The sequence below is a fragment of the Paenibacillus sp. S29 genome (genome assembly GCF_049319765.1).
In the GTDB taxonomy this organism is placed as follows: Bacteria; Bacillota; Bacilli; order Paenibacillales; family Paenibacillaceae; genus Paenibacillus; species Paenibacillus polymyxa_B.
The window spans coordinates 126,790-144,175 of record NZ_JBMOUI010000011.1; the positions used below are offsets into that span (position 1 = coordinate 126,790).

Below are 17,386 nucleotides of genomic sequence, written 5' to 3' on the forward strand. Positions count from 1 at the left end.
ATAAGGATAATATATGTATACTTTACGGGAAAAATCATAATAAAAGCGAAGAATTTGCTCTTTCTTATACTATAAAATAAAAGAAATTCATGTAAAGGGTGTGAACCAATTGGCTAAAATCAAATATGCACTTGTGGGTACCGGAGGAAGAGCCGAATTTTTTTACGGTGAAGTTGTTACTGTATTCAAAGATACCTCGGAGCTGATCGCGTTCTGTGACGTCAATCAGACGAGAATGGATTATGCCAATCAGCTGCTGCAGGAGAAATACGAGCATGAGCCGATTCCGACCTATAAAGCTCACGAGTTTGATCGGATGATCGCGGAGACGAAGCCGGATATCGTCATTGTTACGACCATTGACCGGGTGCATCATCGGTATATTATCCGGGCGATGGAGCTGGGCTGTGATGTCATTTCCGAGAAGCCGATGACGGTGGATGAAGATAAATGCCAAGACATTTTGGATGCCATAGACCGCACGGGACGGAAGCTGCGTGTCACCTTTAATTACCGCTATGCGCCGCATAATACGAAAATCCGTGAGCTGATCATGGACGGAACGCTCGGAGAGGTGCTGTCAGTCAATTTCGAATGGCTGCTGAATACACAGCATGGCGCGGATTATTTCCGTCGGTGGCACCGGGATAAGCGCAATAGCGGCGGTCTGTTGGTGCATAAATCGACGCATCATTTTGATTTGATGAACTTCTGGCTTGGCTCGAAACCGGAGACGGTGTATGCGATGGGGGATCTGAAATTTTACGGACGAGAAAATGCGGAGCAGCGTGGCGTGACGGAGTTTTATCAACGGGCTTACGGCAGCAAGGCAGCGGAAAATGACACCTTTGCGCTACACCTGGACCGTAACGAGCATCTAAAAAGCATGTATCTGGATGCTGAGCATGAGGATGGCTATGTGCGGGATCAAAGCGTATTTGGCGACAATATCAGCATTGAAGATACGCTGAGTGTCATGGTGAAGTATCAGAACAAGACGGTAATGAACTATTCGCTGAATGCTTACATGCCTTGGGAAGGCTTTATCATCGTATTTAACGGCACGAAGGGACGGATGGAGGTTCGGGTATCCGAGCAATCCTATGTTAATTCCGGTGGGAGCAAGGCAGATGAGGGTGCGCTAAAAGAGAAGACCATCACCATCTATCCTCACTTTGCAGCGCCTTATGAGGTCGAAGTGGAGGAAGGCCAGGGTGGTCATGGCGGAGGAGATCCAGTTATGCTGCGTGATATTTTCGATAAGCCGGCAGAGGATCGGTTCCATCGTGCGGCCTCACATATTGACGGTGCATGGTCCATTTTAACAGGCATTGCCGCCAACCGTTCTATGCGTACAGGTCAACCGGTGAAGGTAGGGGAACTGGTGCGCTTGTAATGAGCAGTAAATGTAATACCGAAAAGCCCCCTCTAACTAGATGAATAGAGGGGGCTTTTCGGTTGTATTTATATATAGAATGCGCCTTACATCTTACGGCACTTTATTTTATTATTTATCGGCAGTCAGTTCCCGGGTTCCCAGTTGTTGTACAGGACGATGGTTATCGGGGAAAATGGCAGCAAACTGGTTGATTTGGTCTGCGGACATTTCAATAGGCTGCTCCAGCACTGTCCAATTTACATGTTCTGTGCATGGCGGGGTAGTCAGCGATCCGTTGTAGCGAACGGAGTGCAGGTCTTTTGGCAGCAGCGCAGCGAGATCTATTTCTTCATCTAGAGCCGCCGCTTCTTGGGAATTATCCTTCGGTAGTTTGGACCAAATGCGGTTGAAAGCCTTGTTTTCTTTGCCACTTTGGATAAGGACTCCTAAGACAGCTGTGCTTCCGTCGTCGCTTTGATGGACAAAGTGAAGCTCCATTTCAGCATTTTTACCATCTATTTGGTGTTCGCTCGGGTGATGAAAATGAAACTGCTTTAAAGTGAATTTAGTACCGTCCAGCATGATGCTATTGCTGGCATCGGCAACATTGATTTGCACAGTGTGCCCATTATTCAAAATGGATGCTTTCGTATTAGTGTAATGAACTTGCAGCGGTTGCTGCGTTTGCGATGCTTCCAAATGGGTATGCTCTATATTGACAGGAGATTGTTCGTGGCCGTTACCACAAGCAACAAAATCTTTTTCCAGCTCTCCCCAATGCTCCGGTCCCTGATCTCCTTCATAAGACCAGTGCGGGCCTTTTTGAACAACCGCATGAGCGTTGGTAGCTGATGAGGATGAAGTGCTGGTGGTACTAGAAATGGCGGGCTGTGAATTGCATCCTGTTACTGATACAACCAAGATAATGGCAAATATGCTGAACAGGCAACCTTTCCAGTTTTTTTTCATGTTTCTTTATCCTTCTTCCAAATAGAGTATGTGAAACTTTTTACATTGTAAATTATTGTACAAAGTTCCTACAAGGGTCCAAGGACTTAGAAAGAAGCATTTTTCGATTAAATAGTTTTAAGTTAGTAAGTTAGATTTATGTTTGTCCTTTTTGGGCAAGAGTTACTATAATAATGGAGTGTGCATTACAAAATAATTCCATATTATTTAAAGGAGAGATCTACATGAAAGCAGCAATTGTTACAAAAGACAAGAAAGTCAGTGTAGAAGAGAAACCTTTACGCTCCCTGAAGCATGGGGAAGCGTTAGTCCAAGTCGAGTATTGCGGAGTTTGCCACACAGATTTACATGTAAAAAATGCAGATTTTGGTGATGTCACAGGCAGAGTTCTGGGGCATGAAGGTATTGGGAAAGTCATTGAATTAGGTGAAGGAGTAACCAGTCTTAAGATTGGTGATCGCGTAAGTATTGCCTGGATGTTCCAAAGCTGCGGTCACTGCGAATATTGCCTAACCGGGCGGGAAACGCTGTGTCGTGAAGTTAAAAATGCCGGATATACGGTAGACGGTGCAATGGCAGAGCAATGTATTGTCACAGCTGACTACGCGGTCAAAGTACCAGATAGTCTTGATCCTGCCGCTGCAAGTAGTGTAACTTGCGCAGGGGTTACCACATATAAAGCAGTTAAAGTAAGTGAAGTCAAACCAGGACAATGGATCGGTATCTTCGGCATTGGTGGCTTGGGTAACCTGGCTGTGCAATACGCCAAAAATGTATTCAATGCTAAAGTTGTAGCCTTTGACATCAGTGATGAAAAACTAGAACTGGCCAAACAAATTGGTGCTGACTATATCGTTAACAGCATGAAAGAAGATCCGGTCGCTCGAGCTAAGGAGTTAACAGACGGTGCTGGTCTGGATGCAACCGTGGTTACTGCTGTTGCCAAAACACCTTTCAACCAGGCCATCGACGTTGTGAAGGCTGGCGCGCGTGTCGTAGCTGTAGGTCTCCCAACCGATAAGATGGATCTGGACATTCCACGTCTGGTTCTGGACGGCATTCAAGTTATTGGCTCCTTGGTCGGCACACGTGAAGACCTTAAAGAAGCGTTCCAGTTCGCTGCAGAAGGTAAAGTTGTCCCTCTTGTACAAAAACGTCCGCTCGAAGACATTAATGAGATCTTCGAGGAGATGGAGCAGGGCAAAATCCAAGGACGCATGGTCATTGATTTCACAAATTAAAATGATGTCCAATTCGTAACCCTTGGAATTCGGAGAGAGAAAGCGCCTGCTGATGTATTGCGGGCGCTCTTTTGGCTTTACAAATTATTCAGAATGTTATCTTCCAAAACCGCAGATTTATCCCCGTATTCTTTAATAATATGTCTTTCTCCCCAAGCACAAAGAGAATCTAAAATGCCTTTCAGACTACATCCATATTCACTAAGCTCGTACTCCACCTTGGGTGGAACCTGATTATAGCTAATCCGATTGACAATGCCGTCTTCCTCTAATTCACGAAGCTGCTGAGTCAGCATTTTTTGTGTTATGGAAGGCATCATCCGTTTTAATTCGCTTGTCCGCATCTTTCCATGTGTCAAATGACACAGAATGACGCATTTCCATTTCCCCCCGATCACCTCTAACGTCGCCTCAACAGAGATATTGTATTTTTTCTTCCCCAATGCCGATCCCCCCATGTGTATCGCTTCTGTTATACATACCTTAACAGCCTGTTTTAATTAAAAAGAACTTTATTTAGGGTACTTTTTAGTACCTATATCACTAAAAAGTACGTACTGTTCATATTTGCTTGAATAACTCATAATAACATCTGCTGGTCGAAGATTTCTATAGATAGGAGTGAAAAACATGTCGCCAGAATCAAAACGAAGTATCTGGCCATTACTGGCTCTAGCCGTAAGCGCCTTTGCGATTGGGACAACTGAGTTCATCAGCGTGGGACTGCTTCCCCTGATTGCTGAAGACTTGCACATATCTGTAACGATGTCTGCACTAACTGTAACGCTGTATGCATTAGGGGTCACCATCGGGGCACCTGTCTTGACCTCATTAACATCAAGTGTTCCCCGTAAAACGTTGCTGCTGTGGATCATGATTATATTTATTGCAGGCAACAGCCTCGCTGCGGTCTCTAGCGGAATTGCCTTGCTGCTGATTGCACGTGTGATCTCGGCGTTCGCTCATGGGGTGTTCATGTCCATCGGTTCCACCATCGCGGCCGATCTTGTGCCGGATGATCGGCGAGCGAGTGCGATTTCCATTATGTTCTCCGGATTGACCGTAGCCACGGTTACAGGCGTACCTTTGGGTACCTACATTGGGCAGCAATGGGGTTGGCGGGCAGCATTTATGGCGATTGTGGTCGTCGGTGTAGTGGCACTCATCGCCAATCTGATTCTGCTGCCATCTACGCTGCGCAAAGGGAACAAGACTCCTTTCCGCGAGCAGGTCAAACTGGTTACCAATGGTCGCTTGCTACTCGCATTTATCATTACAGCTTTGGGGTATGGAGGCACATTTGTGGTATTTACTTATTTATCTCCATTACTTCACGACATAACCGGATTTCAGCAAAGTACGGTAACGTTTATACTTTTGCTGTATGGAATTGCGATTGCCATCGGGAATGTTATTGGCGGAAAAGCAGCAAACCGCAAGCCGCTTTCAGCTTTGTTTTACATGTTTCTGATTCAAGCAGTGATCCTGTTTCTCCTGTTGTTCACGGCACCTTTTAAAACGGCAGGACTGATTACGATCTTCTTTATGGGATTGCTTGCGTTTATGAACGTGCCCGGGCTACAGGTATATGTCGTCATGTTAGCCGAACGGTTTGCACCCAAAGCTGTCGATGTTGCCTCTGCTGTTAATATTGCAGCTTTCAACGCAGGGATAGCAATCGGAGCTTATGTAGGCGGGATTGTAACGGATTCACTCGGTCTCATTCATACGGCCTGGATCGGGAGCATTATGGTTTTCGTTGCGGTTTTGCTCACAGGCTGGAGTCGTATGCTCGAAAAAAGGGATAAACCCCCATTACAGGTTAAAGCTTTTAAAAAATAGAGAGGAAGATTCAAAATGACACAAAACTTACAAAGCACAACATTGTTAAACAACGGAGTTCGCATGCCTTGGTTTGGGATCGGGGTATTTAAAGTGGAAGAAGGTTCGGAGCTGGTCGATGCTATAAAGGCTGCTGTAAAGCATGGCTACCGCAGTATAGATACAGCTGCAATCTATGCGAACGAAAGCAGTGTAGGGCAGGCTATTCAGGAAGCCCTTCAGGAAAATAACCTGTCCAGAGAAGAACTGTTCGTCACGTCCAAAGTGTGGAATGCAGATTTAGGCTATGAAGAGACACGAGCCGCTTATGAAGCCAGTCTGGACAAGCTGGGTCTGGACTATCTGGATCTATATCTGATCCATTGGCCAGTTCAAGGAAAGTATAAAGAAGCTTGGAGAGCGTTGGAATCCTTGTATAAAGAAGGACGGATTAAGGCCATTGGAGTCAGCAACTTCCAGATTCATCATTTGGAAGATCTCATGAAGGATGCTGAAATCAAGCCCATGATCAATCAGGTGGAATTCCATCCACAATTAACCCAAGCCGAGCTGTTGCAATTCTGTCAAAAGAACGACATTCAAATGGAAGCCTGGTCTCCGTTAATGCAAGGCCAATTGCTCGATCATCCGGTACTGCAAGACATAGCGACCAAGTATGGCAAATCGGTGGCGCAAGTGATTTTACGCTGGGATGTGCAGCAGGGAGTTGTCACCATTCCCAAGTCTACCAAGGCGCATCGGATCGTCGAAAATGCCGACATTTTTGACTTCGAACTGACGCGCGAGGATATGGATCGAATCCAGGCGTTAAATGCCGATCTTCGGGTAGGTCCAGATCCGGATAACTTTGATTTTTAAAATTACGTTCATCATGAGACGCCGTTTCCTTCTTCACTGAAGGGACGGCGTTTTGTGCATGATGGGTCTGGAGCTACAGCAATCCAATCCCGCCATATGGTATTATAGGGTTATGTGAAAAGAGACGTTTTGGAAGCTTGTGAATACGAAAAATTTCCGGGGGACTTCATGAATAAGACGATTGCAGATATAGCCCAAATGGCTGGCGTATCCAAGAGCACGGTATCCCGTTTTTTGAACGGCGGGTCTGTCAGCGTGGATACGAAACGAAAAATTGAAAAAGTGGTTAAAGCCACGGGCTATGTGCCCAATGCCTTTGCCCAGAGTCTTAAGGCGAAGCGGACCAACATCATCGGCACCGTTGTGCCGCGTCTAGATTCTTTTGCGACATCTCATACGCTGATGGGGATTGATGAGGAACTGCGTTCTCAGCATTATCAGATGCTGATCTCTAATACGAGCCAGGATGTACAGCGTGAAATCGAAGCCATTTATGAGCTGGGACGACAAAAGATTTCGGGTATCATTTTGCTGGCTGCTCAAATTACAGACGACCATCTGACCGCGATTCGTGACATTGGTATTCCGGTGTTGCTGGTGGGCCAGCAGCACGAGCAGCTTCATAGCCTGATCCATGATGACTATCGTGCAGGATATGATATCGGCACGTACGTTTTGTCACAGGGACATCGCGAAATTGCCTACGTTGGTGTTACTGAAAAGGATGTTGCCGTCGGTGTGCAGCGCAAGGAGGGCTTTAGGCAGGCTGTTCGCGATGCATTGCCTGCTGAGTCTCATACGGACGGTGCGATGCGAGCAGCAGGGTATGATATCAGATACTATGAGACCGGATTTAAAATGTCCGATGCACGGATTGCTGCATCCGCCATTTTGGACCATTTCAAGCCGTCGTTAATGGTGTGTGCTACGGATAATATCGCGCTGGGCGTAATCAATGCGGCTTATTCCAGAGGGATTGTCATCCCGTCGGGTTTGTCGGTAACTGGCTTTGGGGGATACGATATTACGGAGGTCATTCACCCTGCCCTGACAACCGTTCAATATCCGTATATGGAGGCTGGACGTGTAGCAGCGCAAAATATTATGCGGCTGGTAGAACATAAATCGGTAGAAAAAGTGACGGTCATGAATTATTCTCTTATCGAAAGAGAAAGCGTTGACAAACGCTGAACAAGTGGATTATAATTTCTACGAAACCGGTTCCATAGCATTCGAGCACAAATGGAATCGGTTGCAAATCCATGGATGAGCATTTTTTTCAATCGTATGGGAACCGGTTCCGATAGAATGTTTTTTTCATTGAGTTGGAACCGGTTCCTGAAGCGAAAGTTTTAATAAAAATGAGGTACACCTATGAAAATGACAAGAGAACAAAAGTATCGAATGATCGAGCAGGCAGAACCCGGTGAAATAGCCAGCTTGGAGGAGAAAGTGGAGCAATGTCACTGGCGGCAGGCATTTCATATCCAACCACCGACAGGTTTGCTCAATGACCCCAATGGCTTTTCATATTACCAAGGTGAATACCACTTATTTTATCAGTGGTTTCCGCTCGGAACGGATCACGGGATGAAATATTGGTATCACCTGAAATCTAAAGATTTGGTCACATGGAATAGTGCGGGCATTGGCATCGCACCTGGGGATTATTTTGATTCACATGGGGCTTATTCGGGCAGCGCACTGGAGCATGAGGGCAAGTTATATATGCTGTATACGGGAAATGCACGAGATGAAGACTGGATCAGACATCCTTATCAATGCATGGCTGTTATGGACGAGAATGGTCACATTACTAAATGGGAGCACCCCGTTATTTCCAATGTGCCAGAAGGGTATACAGACCATTTTCGTGATCCCAAGCTATGGAAAGACGGCGATAGCTTTTACTGTGTGATTGGTGCCCAGAGAACGAATTTAACAGGCTGCGCCGTCCTCTACCGATCAACCGACCTTCGTACGTGGGAGTTTGAGGGAGAATTGTGTACAGGCCTGAAGTCGTTTGGCTACATGTGGGAATGTCCAGATTATTTTGAACTGAACGAAGCGGGAGTCTTGATCTTTTCTCCTCAGGGCTTGGAGCCTTCTGGGGATGAAAATCGCAATATTTATCAATCGGGCTACGTAATCGGCAAGCCGTTGGATACCGAAACAAGAACGCTGGAGCACGGTGCATTCCACGAGCTCGATAGAGGCTTTGACTTCTATGCGCCACAGACGATGATTGACCCACAGGGGCGGCGTATTATGGTGGCATGGATGGGCCTGCCGGATATCGAATATCCCACAGATCCGAACGGATGGGCTCATTGTCTGACATTACCAAGGGAGCTTACGCTTCATGAGGGCAAACTCTTGCAGCGGCCGATCCCTGAGCTGACTACGCTGCGTAGAAATCGTGAGGATCGGGTAGCTGACACGTTATTTTCAGAGAGCAAAACCTATGAAGGATTTACAGGTACGGCCTATGAGCTGATCTGTGAGGTAGATCTTTTGAGCGCTAAGGTGTTTGGTATTGAATTCCGTGCGAGTGAGACTGAGAAGACGGTGATTAAATATAATGCCGTCAGTCGCAAACTTGTATTGGACCGTTCGCAATCAGGTGAGCCTGTAGCCACTTCCTATGGTGAGGTACGGCAGTGTCCATGGGATAAAGATCATATCAAACTACATTTGTTTGTAGATGCGTCTTCAGTTGAGATTTTCGTCAACGATGGGGAAGAGGTGTTCACCAGTCGTATTTTTCCGCATCCAGAGAGTGACGAAATACGCTTTTTTGCCGACAAGGGAGAGGCTCTCTTCCAGGCGGTAAAATGGGATTTTACATGAGTAGGCTAAAACATCAAGTGGTTCGTTAATCATCAAACATAACGGAATGAACGAGAGGATGAACATCATGGCGGAAAACAGAGAAATAGCTAAAGAAGTGATCCAGGCAATCGGTGGGCAAGAAAATATTGCATCTTTTGCTCATTGTGCGACGCGCTTGCGGATTATGGTGCATGACAAGGAGAAGATTGATCAGAAAAAAGTTGAGGAGATCGACAAGGTCAAGGGTGCTTTCTTCAATTCCGGGCAATATCAGATTATTTTTGGTACAGGTACGGTAAATCGAATTTTTGAAGAGGTCGAAAAGCTTGGCGTGACCGGTTCATCTAAAGAAGAGGTGAAGAGTCAGGCGAAAAAGGAAGGCAACGTCTTCCAACGCTCCATTCGTACCTTTGGCGATGTGTTTGTACCCATTATTCCTGTGCTGGTTGCTACGGGGCTGTTCATGGGGCTACGTGGCTTGCTCACTCAGCCGCAAATTCTCGCTCTACTCGGCATGACGCCACAGGACATTTCACCCAATTTTCTATTATACACACAAGTATTAACGGATACGGCCTTTGCTTTTCTGCCCGCGTTAGTCGCATGGTCAGCCTTTAGAGTATTCGGCGGTAGTCCAGTGCTGGGTATCGTTCTCGGTCTGATGCTGGTAAACCCGGCCTTGCCCAACGCTTATAGTGTTGCGGACGGCTCAGCCCATCCGTTGACGATGTTCGGGTTCATTCCTGTAGTGGGCTATCAAGGCTCGGTATTGCCAGCTTTCTTCGTGGGCTTGATCGGAGCCAAGCTGGAGCGGGCGCTGCGCAAACGGGTGCCTGAAGCGCTAGATCTGATTCTCACACCGTTTTTAACACTGTTGATCATGATCACTTTGGGATTGTTTGCCATCGGTCCGATTTTCCATTCACTCGAAGAATGGGTGCTGCACGGAACAACGTTTGTGCTGGATTTGCCTTTCGGTATTGCAGGGATTGTCATCGGTTTCTTGCATCAGATTATCGTCGTTACAGGTGTGCATCATATATTTAATTTCTTGGAGATTCAACTGCTTGAAAAGAACGGCGTAAATGCCTTTAACGCCATCATTACCTGCGCTATGGCTGCTCAAGGTGCTGCCTGTCTGGCGGTTGGACTGAAAACGAAGAATAGCAAGCTGAAAGCGTTGGCACTTCCTTCCTCGTTGTCTGCTTTTCTGGGGATTACGGAGCCGGCTATTTTCGGGGTCAACCTGAGATACATGAAGCCTTTTGTTATGGGTCTTATCGGTGGGGCGGTTGGCGGTTTTATCGCTTCTGTCTTCCATTTGGCGGCTACAGGCATGGCAGTTACGGTCATTCCAGGCACGTTGCTCTACATGAATCATCAGCTTCCGCTTTACATTTTGGCGAACTTGGCTGCTATGGTTGTAGCCTTTGTCTTGACCTGGATGTTTGGCTATAACGATAAAATGTTGGAAGAGGTCAAAACAGCGGGTTCCTCCAATTAACACCACCCAGTGGTGCGAATACACGCAGATTCGTACGCGTAAGTATAAATAGGATGGTCGTTCTACATGGAAACGCTCTTGGTCCCTAATGAAAAAGGACTGCTAGAGCAGGGTTCCAAGTGGAGCGACCATTTTTATTGACTATAAAATTCCGCTCCAGATCATCCAACTAAACAATCGAAGAGCGTTCATCCAGAAATTCGGACGGCGAGCAGCCTGTCAACCGTTTGAAGATCCGATGAAAATAGGAAACATCACTATATCCCACATACTCCGAAATTTCACGAATCGTTAGCCGGGACTCGGTCAGCATGTAGATGGCGGTTTTAATACGTTGCGTATGTACATGCTCGCTGATCGTTTGGCGTGTTACCTCACGCAGCAGCGTCGCGGCATAATTGGGGGTTTTACGGATGGCGTCGCCAAGCTCCTCCTTGGTTACCTTTTCACGGTAGTGGTTCTGGATATACTGTTTCATATGTTCCACATGTCGCTCTCGATCGCAAGAAATGGCGCCTTTGTCCCATTCCTGATTCATATATATCATTGCCTCGGTCAGCAGACAGTCAGCCATCAGGGTGTAGTAGCTTGGGTGTTCAGTCCATTGATAGTACATCGATTTAATCCGTTCATGCAGCATATCGTAGCATCCAGGTTTGATCAACAACGGCTTGTCAGTATTCAGTATGGGAAGTGTGCTGTTCGTACATGTTTTGCGGCAATGTATCACATACTTGGTATGAAAAAGCGTAGGAATGCTCTTGCCATAGTAATCCAGATGACCGGGTAAAAGCAGTGTTTCACCCTTACCGAGAATGAATTTGCAATCGTTCACCCAATATACACATTTGCCAAAGGTGACCAAAATGAACAGTAAGTCATCGTTGTCGCTATTTGCACCAGCCTTTTCATACCAGTCCACACCGTTGTCCTGCCGAATATCCACCAATGTAATCACGAAACTCACTCCCCGATGTCTTCAACATTCATTATACTGTAGTACATTCATCATACTATAGTTCATAGTCTTGGTGCACGGGTACAGGTAGAATAGAGCTATATAAGTTTAATGTAGATAGAGAAGCAAAGTGGAATAGAAAACCATACAGTAAAGACATTCAGGAGGATGACATTACTATGCTTAAAACGAAAATTATTTGTACTATGGGACCTGCCTGTGACTCCATTCATTTGCTAAAAGAAATGATCCAGGCTGGTATGACTGTAGCCCGCTTGAATATGGCTCACGGGGAGCTGGAAGATCACGTTAAACGTATCGAAAATGTGCGTCAGGCTGCGAAGGAAATGAATACCTTTATACCTGTCATGATGGATATTAAAGGACCAGAAATACGGATTGGCAAGCTGAGAGAGGCATCTTGTCTGTTGAAACCAGGTAGCCAGCTCATTCTGACCACAGAAGAGATTCTAGGGGACGAGCATCGTATTTCAGTGAATTACCCGGATATGCCGAAGGACATCAAACCAGGCGACCGCATTCTCATTGACGACGGTTTGGTTGATCTGACTGTAACCTCCATCGAAGGTACGGAAATGATTTGTAATATTGTAAGCGGCGGTATTTTGAAACCGAGAAAAGGTGTAAACCTGCCAGGGATTCATACGACCCTTCCAGGCGTGACGGAGCGAGATGTGAGGCACATCCAATTTGGGGTGGAGCAGCGTGTTGAGCTTATTGCGGCTTCTTTTGTGCGTAAAGGCGACGATATCCGTGAAATCCGTGAGATTTTGAAGGGACATCATGCTGAGCATGTACAAATCTATTCCAAAATAGAAAATGCTGAAGGCATGGAAAACCTGGATGATATTATCGAAGCTTCCGATGGCATTATGGTAGCCCGTGGCGATCTGGGTGTCGAAGTGCCGATTCAAGATGTGCCTGTGATGCAAAAAGAAATGATCGACAAGTGTAATCTGGTCGGCAAACCCGTTATCGTAGCTACCCACATGCTGGAATCCATGCAGGTGAACCCGCGTCCGACGAGAGCCGAAGTTAGTGACGTGTTTAATGCCGTTATGCAAGGAGCCGATGTTGTTATGCTGTCGGGCGAATCAGCTGCGGGTAAATACCCTGTCGAGTCTGTACGGACCATGGCCGCTGTAGCTGCCAGAGCAGAATCGCAATTCGATTATCAGGAGCAGTTTGATAAGCGCAGAGCACGTCAAAGCACCAACATTACCGAAGTGATTAGTCAGGGTGCGGTGAGTTCGTCCCTGGAGCTGGATGCGAAAGCAATTATTACATCGACTGCCAGCGGATTCACGGCACGTATGGTATCCAAATATCGTCCGAAGGCACCTATTATTGCGGTTACTCCGAATAATACGGTATTCGCTAAAATCTGCCTGTTATCCGGCGTATTCCCGATCAAGGGGGATAAAGTAGCAACAACGGATGAAATGTTCGAATCCTCCATCCGTAACGCCCTGAATGCAGGATATATCCATAAAGGCGATACTGTAGTCCTGTCAGCAGGTGTTCCTGTCGCTGAGGCGGGCACCACTAACTTGATCCGAGTATATCAAGTGTAATTTACAACCAAATATAGACAAGCCAAAAGGCGCTGGCCCCCATGGGTTCAGCGCCTTTTTCACATTCTGTCATGTCACTAACTTACAGCCCGAACACACTTTTAGCAACGACCTGTGTCAATTCTGCCTTATGGGCTTGGTATTGCTCAGGTGTAATGCTCTTATTGGCCAGTCGCTGATCCAACTGCTCCGTTAACTGAGCTACCTGTAAATCAACGACAGCCTGTGCGTCCTTTTTATTGGTTTGTGCAATATCTGCCAAGGTTTGACCGTTATATAACGCATCATACAATTGCTCATCCGAGGATGCGCCCAGTGTTTTCAAAAGTTCATCATCCTTGGAAGCTTCATTATCCTGTACCTGAGGGGCTCTCTCTGGAGCCATTGTAGCAGCATTAGCCCGACTTCCCCAAGTAGAAGACTGCCCAATAGATAACGCCAGCAACAGTGTACAGATGACTATAATTCGTTTTCGATTCATTAGTGTAAATCTCCTTTGTGTTCATTCAATTTCTGACAGGGTGGAGCCTTATATGGATATCCAACGGGAGTAATGTTTATGCCTTTAGCCGATCCGGCTTATGTAATTACCAGATTCTAATATACATCATACACACCCAATCTTAGCGCCAGCTTAATACTCGTTTAAAATAAACTAAAAGAGGAGGATGTAAACAGGTTAAGCCCAAAAAAATTCACGGATGCGAATAATGGATGTGATTTACTCTTTGGATTCTGCCCTTTTCTTTGACCACATTGTTCGTATCCTATGGATACAGAGCATCTGCTCAGACTTACTTTCGTTGTGCTGGATTGGCGACTTTTTAACTTTGTTAGGGGAGAGGCGGATATGAAAAAAACCTCCTTCACAAAAGTGAAAGAGGTTTTAGACACAACCATTACAGTTTAGGGTTTTTCCCATACTTATTGTCGCTAGGCTGACTGTCTTGGCAGAAGAATACAATCAAAATAATTGACCCTACGAGAGGGATCAGACTGATTAGAATCCACCATCCGCTTCTACCTGTGTCATGCAGTCTACGGGCCATAACGGCCAAGGATGGCAACAGGACAGCAAGAGAATAAATCAAAGTCAATATTGGTGATAAGCCTACAAGACTATCGATCAGGCTGACTACAAAGCTAGCGATTGCACTAAATAGTACAAACATCCAATACTCTGTACGTCTTGCTCTACCTTGAAACCCTACATAGTTTTTTAATGCATTTAAATACCATTGCATATATTTTTCACCTCCTTATAAAATCTAAATGTTTCTATACACGTAAAATTGTTCTTTTAGGTATATCGGCAGGAAACATATAGAATTTTAGTTGTAAAATTATAACTTTAAACTAGAAATTTACGCAATACATTTATTAATGCTAATAATTCGATGAATAATTTATAAAAACATAAAATTACATATTGAATTTTCCATATCCATTGAATAATATAGAGGTACGGTTAACCGCCAGGTTTGAATCGTCCTTCTTAACAGAAGGTGCTTTTATTTTTCGAATCAATTGAAAGCGCTTTAATGCGAAATAGGAGGGATGACCAACATTAAATTCGAGGGTGAAGAAGTTAATACAAACATAATCCTGACCGCTTTCTCAATATTTTTTTATGTTATCAGGGATGTTCAAAACGAGAGGAGATTGATTTATGAAGCAATCATTTGTTCGTAAAGTAACGGCAGCTTCACTCGCAGGTGCGCTGTTGTTGCCTGCTTCTTTGGTAGGCGCGGAGCCAACACTCAATTCAGATACAGATGGAATTCAAAATGTGGGGCAAACTTCTGCTCAAGACCTAGAAAACTTTTCAATTCAAAGTAAAAAGGCTGTCTCTTTCAAGGAGACTTCCGTACATGATCCATCCATTCTGAAAGTGAAAGACACATTTTACATTTTTGGCTCACATCTGGCGGCTGCCAAGTCCAAAGACCTCATGAATTGGGATACGATTGCTACAGGAGTGGCGAATGGTAATGCATTGATTCCCAATGTCAAAGAAGAATTAAAGGAAGCACTGGATTGGGCGCAGACGGACACGCTGTGGGCAGCTGATGTCATTCAACTGGCAGATGGCAAGTTCTATATGTATTATAACGCTTGCAAGGGTGACTCCCCGCGTTCAGCGATGGGCCTAGCAGTTGCTGATAAAATTGAAGGGCCTTATAAGAATAAAGGAATTTTTCTAAAATCCGGCATGTGGGATCAACCGAGTGAGGATGGAACGATCTATGATGCAACCAAGCATCCGAATGCCGTGGACCCGGACACCTTTTATGATAAAAACGGCAAGCTGTGGATGGTATATGGCTCTTACTCAGGAGGCATATTCATTATGCAGATGGATGAAAAAACAGGGAAGCCGCTCCCTGGTCAAGGCTACGGGAAAAAGCTGACAGGCGGTAACCATGCTCGTATGGAAGGGCCGTACATACAATACAGTCCGCAAACGGACTACTATTACTTGTTCCTGTCCTATGGTGGATTGTCAGCGGATGGCGGATACAACTTGCGGGTGGCTCGGTCCAAAACACCGGATGGCCCTTTCTACGATGCTGAAGGCAATGATATGATCAAGGTCAAGGCAAATCCTGATAAACCACTTTTTGATGACGCTTCCATTGAACCATACGGTGTCAAACTGATAGGTAATTACCTGATTCCAAGAGAAATTGGTGATCCGGGTACTGGACTGGGTGCAGGCTATGTGTCGCCCGGACACAACTCGGCTTATTATGATCCCAAGACGAAAAAGCATTTTGTCATTTTCCATTCCCGTTTCCCGGGGAGAGGCGAACAGTATGAAGTGCGGGTACATGAAATGTTCATGAACGCTGACGGTTGGCCTGTGGTTGCACCTTATCGTTATTCGGGAGATGAGGATTCACTGAAAAAGCTGTCAGAAAAGGATGTCCTCGGTCAATATTCGTATGTAAATCACGGGAAGGAAATCTCGGCAAATATTAAGCAAGCCGTTAACGTCAGTCTGGATAGCGGCGGCAAGCTGTCTGGTGGAGTGAACGGTACATGGAAGTTGGGGGCAGGCAATCAGTTGGAAATTACAGCAGAGGGTACGAAGTACAAAGGCGTATTCCTGCAGCCCCGTGATCCAGACACAGGTGCCAAGACGCTTGCTTTTACCGCGTTGTCCTCAAAGGGTGTTGCGGTATGGGGTTCGCTAAAGCCTGACCTGAAGGCCAGCAAGATTGTAGCTGCTGTGCAGAAGGATCTGAGCCTGGGCGATACGAGCAATGTTCTTTATAATCTGACGCTACCTACTCAAGCAGCACAAGATACCACTATTTCATGGGAGTCCACCCACCCGGAGAGTATTTCTGTGACAGGTGAAGTATACCGTCCAGAAGCCGGTTCTCAGCCTGTAACAGTTACATTGACGGCGACCATCAAAAAGGACAAAGCCACAGCTAAGAAAAGTTTTACAGTCACTGTTCCCGGACAGGCCCAAGGTCCTCAGCTTGCACGCTATTCGTGGAGTGAAGATCAAGGAACTTCGGTTGTCGACAGCACATACAATCAATTCGATGGTAAGACCTATGGTGGTGCCGCATGGGATAAAGACGGGAAGCTTGGCGGTGCTCTTGGCCTCAACGGTAAGGATGGTTACGTTCAACTACCAAATATGGTAACAGATGCGAAGGATTTTACCTTTTCCGCTTGGGTGAACTGGAAGGGCGGTGCAGCTTGGCAACGGATTTTTGACTTTGGCAACGGCCAAGCTCGGCATATGTTTCTTACCCCTTCCCAAGGAAGTGGTGTGCTCCAGTTTACAATCCATGAGGGTACGGATCAAAGCTTGCTTTCCAAATCATCATTACCTCTAAACCAGTGGACGCATGTAGCGGTTACACTGGAAGGGAATACAGGGAAGTTGTATGTAAATGGTGAGGAAGTAGCTGTTAATGACAGCATTACCTTCAATCCCGATGAGTTGCTGACGAGCGAGGCTTATCTCGGCAAAAGCCGTTTTGCCGCCGATGCTTACTTCAATGGCAGCCTGGATGAAGTTCAATTGTATAACAAAGCGCTGACAGCAGAGGAAATTAAAGCACTGGCAGAATTGTAGTTCAAAATGAGCAAATAAACGCAGGAGATGAGCTTTTAGTAAGAAGTTCGTCTCCTGCACAATGTTTTGTATATTTATTTCTTGATTGCTGGTATAATAAGAAGCAACTG

General features: G+C 45.8%; 14 protein-coding genes. 9 read left to right on the plus strand and 5 right to left on the minus strand.

What is annotated here, in order from left to right:
* Positions 1–109: 109 nt before the first annotated feature.
* On the plus strand, positions 110–1,396 hold the full coding sequence (locus ACL9RM_RS18700) for a Gfo/Idh/MocA family protein (protein ID WP_250267215.1): 1,287 nt from the start codon (positions 110–112) through the stop codon (positions 1,394–1,396).
* A 111-nt stretch (positions 1,397–1,507) separates the two neighbouring features.
* Here ACL9RM_RS18700 and ACL9RM_RS18705 read toward each other — a convergent pair whose 3' ends face one another.
* Positions 1,508–2,347 carry a carbonic anhydrase gene (locus ACL9RM_RS18705; RefSeq protein ID WP_250267216.1) on the minus strand — a complete coding sequence of 280 codons (840 nt, stop codon included), beginning with the start codon at positions 2,345–2,347 and terminating at the stop codon, positions 1,508–1,510.
* A 224-nt stretch (positions 2,348–2,571) separates the two neighbouring features.
* Here ACL9RM_RS18705 and adhP point away from each other — a divergent pair, with 224 nt between their 5' ends.
* Positions 2,572–3,588: an alcohol dehydrogenase AdhP gene (gene adhP, locus ACL9RM_RS18710; RefSeq protein WP_250259850.1), complete on the plus strand. Its 1,017-nt coding sequence runs from the start codon at positions 2,572–2,574 to the stop codon at positions 3,586–3,588.
* A 77-nt stretch (positions 3,589–3,665) separates the two neighbouring features.
* On the opposite strand, the gene ACL9RM_RS18715 is transcribed toward adhP, so the two are convergent.
* Positions 3,666–4,031: a winged helix-turn-helix transcriptional regulator gene (locus tag ACL9RM_RS18715; RefSeq protein ID WP_069292048.1), complete on the minus strand. Its 366-nt coding sequence runs from the start codon at positions 4,029–4,031 to the stop codon at positions 3,666–3,668.
* Positions 4,032–4,218: 187 nt separating this feature from the next.
* Between ACL9RM_RS18715 and ACL9RM_RS18720 the strand changes: the two genes are divergently transcribed.
* The 5 genes from ACL9RM_RS18720 to ACL9RM_RS18740 all read left to right on the plus strand — a co-directional run bounded on the left by ACL9RM_RS18720 (position 4,219) and on the right by ACL9RM_RS18740 (position 10,624).
* Positions 4,219–5,430 carry an MFS transporter gene (locus ACL9RM_RS18720; protein ID WP_250259848.1) on the plus strand — a complete coding sequence of 404 codons (1,212 nt, stop codon included), beginning with the start codon at positions 4,219–4,221 and terminating at the stop codon, positions 5,428–5,430.
* Positions 5,431–5,445: 15 nt separating this feature from the next.
* On the plus strand, positions 5,446–6,288 hold the full coding sequence (locus ACL9RM_RS18725; RefSeq protein ID WP_250259846.1) for an aldo/keto reductase: 843 nt from the start codon (positions 5,446–5,448) through the stop codon (positions 6,286–6,288).
* Between the two features lie 168 nt (positions 6,289–6,456).
* Positions 6,457–7,479, plus strand: coding sequence for a LacI family DNA-binding transcriptional regulator (locus tag ACL9RM_RS18730; RefSeq protein WP_235306969.1), 1,023 nt, complete (start codon positions 6,457–6,459; stop codon positions 7,477–7,479).
* A 183-nt stretch (positions 7,480–7,662) separates the two neighbouring features.
* Positions 7,663–9,138: a glycoside hydrolase family 32 protein gene (locus tag ACL9RM_RS18735; protein WP_250259844.1), complete on the plus strand. Its 1,476-nt coding sequence runs from the start codon at positions 7,663–7,665 to the stop codon at positions 9,136–9,138.
* Positions 9,139–9,205: 67 nt separating this feature from the next.
* Complete coding sequence (locus tag ACL9RM_RS18740; RefSeq protein WP_013308350.1) at positions 9,206–10,624, plus strand: sucrose-specific PTS transporter subunit IIBC; 1,419 nt, start codon at positions 9,206–9,208, stop codon at positions 10,622–10,624.
* Between the two features lie 169 nt (positions 10,625–10,793).
* Here the strand turns inward: ACL9RM_RS18740 and ACL9RM_RS18745 are convergent, their stop codons facing one another.
* The gene (locus tag ACL9RM_RS18745; RefSeq protein ID WP_061830739.1) at positions 10,794–11,582 is read right to left on the minus strand and encodes a helix-turn-helix domain-containing protein; all 789 of its coding nucleotides are present in this window, start codon (positions 11,580–11,582) and stop codon (positions 10,794–10,796) included.
* A gap of 179 nt (positions 11,583–11,761) precedes the next feature.
* Between ACL9RM_RS18745 and pyk the strand changes: the two genes are divergently transcribed.
* Positions 11,762–13,177 (plus strand): pyruvate kinase, encoded by a 1,416-nt coding sequence (pyk, locus tag ACL9RM_RS18750; protein WP_023986598.1) that lies wholly within the window; start codon positions 11,762–11,764, stop codon positions 13,175–13,177.
* A gap of 82 nt (positions 13,178–13,259) precedes the next feature.
* Here the strand turns inward: pyk and ACL9RM_RS18755 are convergent, their stop codons facing one another.
* Both ACL9RM_RS18755 and ACL9RM_RS18760 read right to left on the minus strand, forming a co-directional pair.
* Complete coding sequence (locus ACL9RM_RS18755) at positions 13,260–13,658, minus strand: hypothetical protein (RefSeq protein ID WP_250259842.1); 399 nt, start codon at positions 13,656–13,658, stop codon at positions 13,260–13,262.
* 418 nt (positions 13,659–14,076) lie between these two features.
* On the minus strand, positions 14,077–14,421 hold the full coding sequence (locus ACL9RM_RS18760) for a DUF805 domain-containing protein (protein WP_061830735.1): 345 nt from the start codon (positions 14,419–14,421) through the stop codon (positions 14,077–14,079).
* Positions 14,422–14,846: 425 nt separating this feature from the next.
* Here ACL9RM_RS18760 and ACL9RM_RS18765 point away from each other — a divergent pair, with 425 nt between their 5' ends.
* On the plus strand, positions 14,847–17,276 hold the full coding sequence (locus ACL9RM_RS18765) for a LamG-like jellyroll fold domain-containing protein (protein WP_250267217.1): 2,430 nt from the start codon (positions 14,847–14,849) through the stop codon (positions 17,274–17,276).
* Positions 17,277–17,386 lie beyond the last annotated feature (110 nt).

Coding starts and splice junctions, on each gene's coding strand:
- ACL9RM_RS18705 (WP_250267216.1), bottom strand. CDS start 2,347: ATGAAAAAAAACTGGAAAGGTTGCCTGTTCAGCATATTTGCCATTATC.
- adhP (WP_250259850.1), top strand. CDS start 2,572: ATGAAAGCAGCAATTGTTACAAAAGACAAGAAAGTCAGTGTAGAAGAG.
- ACL9RM_RS18720 (WP_250259848.1), top strand. CDS start 4,219: ATGTCGCCAGAATCAAAACGAAGTATCTGGCCATTACTGGCTCTAGCC.
- ACL9RM_RS18725 (WP_250259846.1), top strand. CDS start 5,446: ATGACACAAAACTTACAAAGCACAACATTGTTAAACAACGGAGTTCGC.
- ACL9RM_RS18730 (WP_235306969.1), top strand. CDS start 6,457: ATGAATAAGACGATTGCAGATATAGCCCAAATGGCTGGCGTATCCAAG.
- ACL9RM_RS18735 (WP_250259844.1), top strand. CDS start 7,663: ATGAAAATGACAAGAGAACAAAAGTATCGAATGATCGAGCAGGCAGAA.
- ACL9RM_RS18740 (WP_013308350.1), top strand. CDS start 9,206: ATGGCGGAAAACAGAGAAATAGCTAAAGAAGTGATCCAGGCAATCGGT.
- pyk (WP_023986598.1), top strand. CDS start 11,762: ATGCTTAAAACGAAAATTATTTGTACTATGGGACCTGCCTGTGACTCC.
- ACL9RM_RS18755 (WP_250259842.1), bottom strand. CDS start 13,658: ATGAATCGAAAACGAATTATAGTCATCTGTACACTGTTGCTGGCGTTA.
- ACL9RM_RS18760 (WP_061830735.1), bottom strand. CDS start 14,421: ATGCAATGGTATTTAAATGCATTAAAAAACTATGTAGGGTTTCAAGGT.
- ACL9RM_RS18765 (WP_250267217.1), top strand. CDS start 14,847: ATGAAGCAATCATTTGTTCGTAAAGTAACGGCAGCTTCACTCGCAGGT.